Source organism: Streptomyces sp. NPDC028419, assembly GCF_055565515.1.
Genome location: NZ_JBVHUE010000078.1, coordinates 1 through 5,465 on the forward strand (window position 1 = coordinate 1; position 5,465 = coordinate 5,465).

A 5,465-nucleotide genomic window follows, 5' to 3' on the forward strand; every position below is an offset into this window, starting at 1 on the left:
ACCCCCCAGGTCATGCCTTCGACAGAGGGGACACAGTCATACCGGGCCCGGAGGCCAGCGGCCCCATTGCAGGACCGCGAAAAAGATAACGGGGGAGGCGGGCCGGTCAGGACGCGGGCGGGGTGACCGGCACCAGCTGGAGGGCCCAGCACAGGACGCCGCCGTGCGGGAGCTCGCGGACGCTCACCCGCAGGCGCAGGTCGGGGCGGCTCGCGGCGTGGGCCAGGAACCCACCGGCGTCCGCGGTGTCAGCGCCGTCCACGGCACCCACGGCACCCATGGCGTCCGCGGCATCCGCGGCATCCATGGCGTCCGCGGTGAGCACCAGGTCGCGCAGGCCGCGCAGTTCGGGGCCCAGGAGCGGGCTGAGGGCCTTGTACGTGGCCTCCTTGGCGGAGAACATCGCGAGCAGCCGCTGCTCCGCCGCGCGCCCCGTCCCGCGCAGCGCGGCGGCCTCGGCCCCGCGCAGCACCAGGTGGGCCGCCCGCAGGGGCGGGCCGGACAGCTCCAGGTCGACGCCCAGCGCGGGGAACCGCCGCGCGGGCCCCGCCACGGCCACGGCGACCCCGTCGCAGTGGCTGATCGACGCCGAGATCCCGGGGGGCAGGAGCGGACGCGCCCCCTCGAACAGCACGGCGTCGGCGGTCAGTCCCGCCGCGCGCAGCGCGCGGTGCAGCGCCCCGCGGCCGATCAGGAAGTCCGCCCGCCGCCGGGGCGGCATGGCCCGCGCCCATCGGCGCTCGGCCTCGTGCACCGCGACGGGCGGCCCCTCGTGGACGGAACAGGTGCCGAAGCCGAGTCCCGCCTCGCGCGGCCTGGCGTCCGCCAGGGCGCGCGGCAGTGTCGGTCGGATCCTCGGCGGAGCCCCCGTGGTCAGCACGACTGCCTTCCCCGTTCTTTTCGTTCCCGCATTGCGCACCGGCAACTGGGCGAACCGCATGCCGCCGCCCCCCTTGTACGATGCTCGGTAACCGTGTTCCTTCGAGGAGGAAGAGGACGCGCGGCGCGGATGCACTCCCACGGGACCTGATTTATTTCCGGGGACGAAATAGGGGTGATCCACATCGGGGCCGTCTCGATACGCTATTGCGCGCGGTCGCTCCGATCGGGTATTTCGAAGTGCTTGACCATGCGGGGGGATGCTGCGAGCCTTCCCCCCATACGAAACAGAGGGGGCGGTTTCCAGTGACTGGTCCGCTGCACAGCGACTGGCCGGCGGTCGAAATCGATCCGATCCGACGCCTGAAGGTCATCGCCTCCGCATCGAAGTACCCGAGTTACGGTGAGCGCCTTTTCGACGCGCCCCTCGATGTCCTGTGGGCCGTCGCGTCCGATCTGGAACGGGAGCTCCCCCACATCGTCCCGGGGCTGCGTTCCTTCGCCGTCACCGGAGCCGGGAACGACCGGCTGACGGGGCGTGCCGTCAGCGTCCTGGGGCACGCCGAGCACTTCGACATCGTGCTGCGCCCGGGCTGGTGCCTCATGCAGAGCAAGGTGCTGGTCGGCGGCATGGCCGCCGTGGCCGAGGGCGGGCGCACCCGTTTCGCCTTCTACAGCAGCCTGCGCTTCCCCGGGGGCCGGCTCGTCGACCGCGTGCGCGTGACGCGGGCGGAACAACGGACCGGCCTGCTCTTCGACCGCTTGCAGCGGCGTCTGGACGCCCGCTCACTCCCAAGCGGAACGGAATGACCGGCGGGCCCGGAACAACCGGGACCTGACCGTCCCCACGGGTACCAGGAGGATCCTCGCGACCTCCTGCTCGTCCAGGCCGTCGATGTGCCGCAAGGTCAGCACCACCCGATGCTCGGGCGCCAGCCGCCCCATCACGTCGGCGATGTCCGAGGCGAGCTGGAGGTCCTCCAGCACCGGCTTCTCGTCCCACTCCGCGGGCTGGGGACCCTGCCGCTGACGCTGCTTGGCGTACTTGAGCGCCTCCCGGACGGCGATCGACCGGACCCATCCGAGGAAGGCCGCGGGGGTCTTCAACTGGCCGATGTTGCGGAACACCGCGATGAGCGCCTCCTGCGCCGCGTCCGCGGCGTCCTGGAGCGCCACCGGTCCGCAGATCCGGCCGACGTACGGTGCGAGGACGCCGAGCAGTTCGTCCATGGCCAGCGCGTCGCCCCGCTGCGCGCCTTCCACGAGCCGGGCCAATTCCTCCATGTCCCAGCCGGTCGTCCGCGCGACTTCGATTTCGGCCACTGCGCCCCCATTGTCGGTATTCGTATCGCCGGACGGGGGCGGCGTCAAACCATTCGATTGCTCATTGTCAATGACAGTTGCCTGCTGCATTAAATCTCGAAACGCACGGAGCCCTACTTATGATTAACCCGCGAGTAACCCCCCACAAACAGTCGGATCGCGGCCATTCAACCCCCGTCGCAACCAAAATCCGACCATGAGCAGCAGCAGCCACCCTAACATCTGGAAGTTGGCCTGCCCCAAAGAACTTCCGCGATCTGAGACGGCCGCCGCCCCCCGCCCGGTAAAGGCGTTCAGCACGGTTCCAGCGCGGTGAATGAATGATTCCGCCACACCTTCCGGGAGGCCGCCACCGGGTCTCCCAAGAGATCGTCTTCGCAGTCGAAAACCTTCGAAAGGCGGTCCGCCGACCGGTATCCGGGCCAGCCCGGATCGCCGTGGAGGGCGAACCGCGTCCAGGCCGCCTGCATCCGCTCCGAGAGCGCGCCGGCCGCCGCCGGGGCCTGCTCCCCCAGCATCTGCCGCGCGAGCGGCGCGTCCAGGGTCCCGAAGACCAGCGGCACGTCCAGACCGTGGCAGGCGCCCAGCCGTCCCCCGGACACCGGGGCCGACCAGCGCAGTTCGTAGGCGTACGCCACACCGCCCGCCGCCACCTGGGCCTCCAGCAACCGCACCGTGGGCATCCGGCACATCCAGTCGGACAGCACCGTCTCGTACAACTCCTCCGGGCCCGCCCCGGGGTAGGCCCCGCGGTACGCGCTCCCGGCGCCGCGGCCGTCCCCGCCGCCCGGCCCGAACACCCGTAGGGCGTGCTCCGCCCGCTCGCCGCTGACCGACCCGAACTCCCCCCGCTTGGCCATGAACAGCCGGTACTCGTCCCGGTTGTGGCCGAACACCAGGGCCAGGTCGCGGGCCGCCCCCCGGGCGACCGCCTCCCACGGGGTGCACGGCAGCGACTCCCCGTCGACCACCGGCGAGAACACGGTCTCCGCGTGCGCCAGCGCGCCCCACTCCCGCGCGTGTGCGCCCCGGGCGGCGAAGACCTCGTCCGCGGCCCGCACGAGCAGGTGCGGATCGACGTCCCGCAGCTCGCGCGCCGTGGCCCCGGCGCCCACCCGCGCCCCCACCGCGCCGGCGATCCGCGCGGCCAGCTCCGGGGCGAAGTACGAGCCGGGCACGCTCTGCGCCACCGCCTGGTGGAAGAGCCCCGCGGCCGCGGGCATCGCCAGCAGGGCCGCGATCGAACCGGCCCCGGCGGACTCCCCGAAGAGCGTCACGTCGTCCCGGTCTCCGCCGAAGGCCGCGATGTTCTCCCGCACCCACCGCAGGGCGGCGATCTGGTCGAGCAGGCCGCGGTTGGCCGGGGCGCCGGCCAGCTGCCCGAACCCCTCCATCCCGACCCGGTAGTTGAAGGTCACCACCACCACGCCCCGGCGGGCCAGCCGCGCCCCGTCGTACACGGGGTCGGCCGCGCTGCCGAACACGTACGCGCCGCCGTGGAACCACACCATCACGGGCAGGGCGGCGGCCCCGAGCGCCGGGGTCCACACATTGACGGTCAGACAGTCCGGGGCCGGGTCCCGGGGGTCCGTGGCCGGCCGCGGGCTCATCCGGTCGTACTGCGGCGGTGGCGGCCCGAACTCCAGCGCCGGCCTGACCCCGTCCCACCGCCGCGCCGGCTCCGGCGCGGCGAAGCGCAGCGCGCCGAAGGGCGGGCGCGCGTAGGGGATGCCCCGGAAGACGGCGATCCCGTCCTCGACCCGACCCCGCACCGCGCCCCGGCCGGTGCGCACCTCGGGTTGACGCTCCTTCTCCACTGTCCTCGGCCCCTTCACAGCTCTGGCGGGCATTGCCGACACCAGACAAGAGGCGGTCCGCGCTCCGGACACTCCCCCCGGTCCGCGATTCCTGCGAGCAAATGGCGGACGGTGGGAGTGTCCGCTCCGTTTTGCACCTCTGTCCTGTGAAGCACCGTGCGATCTGCGCCGCCCGCGTGCGGACGGAGCGATGCCGCACGCAACGGAGGAGATCGACAGATGAGAGCAGTCGACGCACCGACCCGGCGCCAGGAGCCGGACACGCCACGGCCGCGGGAACCCGATCCCTGGGAGCCGGCCGCCCGGCTGGTGCGCGCCGCCCAGGCCGGCGACGCCCTGGCCGTCAACGACCTGATCACCCTGCTGACCCCGTACGTCAGCCGGCTCTGCCGCCCGATCGCGCTCTCCGACAGCGCGGACGCGGTGCAGGAGTCCCTGATCGCCGTCTTCCAGGGCCTGCCCCGGCTGAAGGACCCGACCGCCCTGTACGGCTGGGTCCGCACCATCACCGTGCGCGAGGCGGTGCGGGTGGCCCGGCGCGCCCGACGGGACACCCCGTGGGGCGAGTTCGACGACGTACCCGGCCCGCGCGACGCGGAGTTGGCCTGCGACGTCCACGACGTCCTGAGCCGGATGTCCGCCGAGCACCGCGCGGTGCTGACGCTGCGCGAGCTCGAAGGGCTGGACGAACGCGCGGCCAGCGATGCCCTGAACATCCCCTGTGGCACGGTGAAGTCGAGACTGCACCGGGCCCGCAACAGCTTTCGGAAGGCGTGGACGCGATGACCACCGGCTGGCCCACGACAGAACTCGACCCCGTCCAGCGGCTGCGCGTCATGGCCGCCGGACTGGGCGCCGTCATGTACGTGGAGGAGTACGTCGCCGCTCCCCCCGACGTCGTGTGGGAGGTGGCGGGCGACCTGGAGGGGGAGCTGCCGCACCTGGTGCCGACCCTTCGGGCGTTCCGCATGCTCGCGGGCCACCGCGCCGGGGGGCCCGGTCGGGTCCAGGGCTGGGCGCACGGTCCCCTCGGGTACCGGGCCCGGTTCGACGTCCTGCTCCAGCCCGGCTACTGCCTGATGCAGAGCCGGCGGGTGGTCGGGGGGATGGCCGCGGTCGCCGAGGGCGACGGCACGCGCTTCGCGGTGCTCGGCGGGGTCCGCGGGGGTGGTTACGAGGCGAGGGCGCTGCGGGCGTTGTGTGCCCTGGGTGACGACCGCGGGCGGCGCATGATCGCGCGGGCGCGGCGGCGGGTCGCCGCGCGGCGGGGGACCGGCCCGCAGGGGCCCTGAGCCACCGTCATTGCCTCGGGGCCCCTGCGGGCCGGCGGGGGGGGCGGGCCGCGCCGGGCGTCGGGGGGGGGGGGGGGGGGGGGGGGGGGGGGGGGGGGGGGGGGGGGGGGGGGGGGGGGGGGGGGGGGGGGGGGGGGGGGGGGGGGGGGGGGGG

General features: G+C 73.7%; 6 protein-coding genes. 3 read left to right on the plus strand and 3 right to left on the minus strand.

Annotated features, from left to right (window positions below; translation table 11 throughout):
• Positions 1 to 106: 106 nt before the first annotated feature.
• Entirely contained in the window at positions 107 to 880 is a 774-nt protein-coding gene (locus ACZ4UB_RS39430; protein ID WP_468078102.1) for a 4'-phosphopantetheinyl transferase superfamily protein, read from the minus strand.
• Positions 881 to 1,185: 305 nt separating this feature from the next.
• Between ACZ4UB_RS39430 and ACZ4UB_RS39435 the strand changes: the two genes are divergently transcribed.
• Positions 1,186 to 1,689 carry a hypothetical protein gene (locus tag ACZ4UB_RS39435; RefSeq protein ID WP_468078104.1) on the plus strand — a complete coding sequence of 168 codons (504 nt, stop codon included), beginning with the start codon at positions 1,186 to 1,188 and terminating at the stop codon, positions 1,687 to 1,689.
• On the opposite strand, the gene ACZ4UB_RS39440 is transcribed toward ACZ4UB_RS39435, so the two are convergent.
• Both ACZ4UB_RS39440 and ACZ4UB_RS39445 read right to left on the minus strand, forming a co-directional pair.
• A complete protein-coding gene (locus ACZ4UB_RS39440; RefSeq protein WP_468078106.1) occupies positions 1,666 to 2,202 on the minus strand; it encodes an RNA polymerase sigma factor in 537 nt (178 codons plus the stop codon). The two genes, ACZ4UB_RS39435 and ACZ4UB_RS39440, sit on opposite strands and share 24 nt — an antisense overlap.
• Before the next feature lie 293 nt (positions 2,203 to 2,495).
• Complete coding sequence (locus ACZ4UB_RS39445) at positions 2,496 to 4,019, minus strand: carboxylesterase/lipase family protein (protein WP_468078108.1); 1,524 nt, start codon at positions 4,017 to 4,019, stop codon at positions 2,496 to 2,498.
• Between the two features lie 219 nt (positions 4,020 to 4,238).
• Between ACZ4UB_RS39445 and ACZ4UB_RS39450 the strand changes: the two genes are divergently transcribed.
• Both ACZ4UB_RS39450 and ACZ4UB_RS39455 read left to right on the plus strand, forming a co-directional pair.
• Complete coding sequence (locus ACZ4UB_RS39450; RefSeq protein ID WP_468078110.1) at positions 4,239 to 4,805, plus strand: RNA polymerase sigma factor; 567 nt, start codon at positions 4,239 to 4,241, stop codon at positions 4,803 to 4,805.
• Positions 4,802 to 5,311: an SRPBCC family protein gene (locus ACZ4UB_RS39455; RefSeq protein WP_468078112.1), complete on the plus strand. Its 510-nt coding sequence runs from the start codon at positions 4,802 to 4,804 to the stop codon at positions 5,309 to 5,311. Before ACZ4UB_RS39450 ends, ACZ4UB_RS39455 begins: the two co-directional genes overlap by 4 nt.
• Positions 5,312 to 5,465 lie beyond the last annotated feature (154 nt).

Bases quoted from the DNA above. Each gene is read 5' to 3' on its own strand.
- ACZ4UB_RS39450 (WP_468078110.1), top strand. From the start codon at position 4,239: ATGAGAGCAGTCGACGCACCGACCCGGCGCCAGGAGCCGGACACGCCA.
- ACZ4UB_RS39455 (WP_468078112.1), top strand. From the start codon at position 4,802: ATGACCACCGGCTGGCCCACGACAGAACTCGACCCCGTCCAGCGGCTG.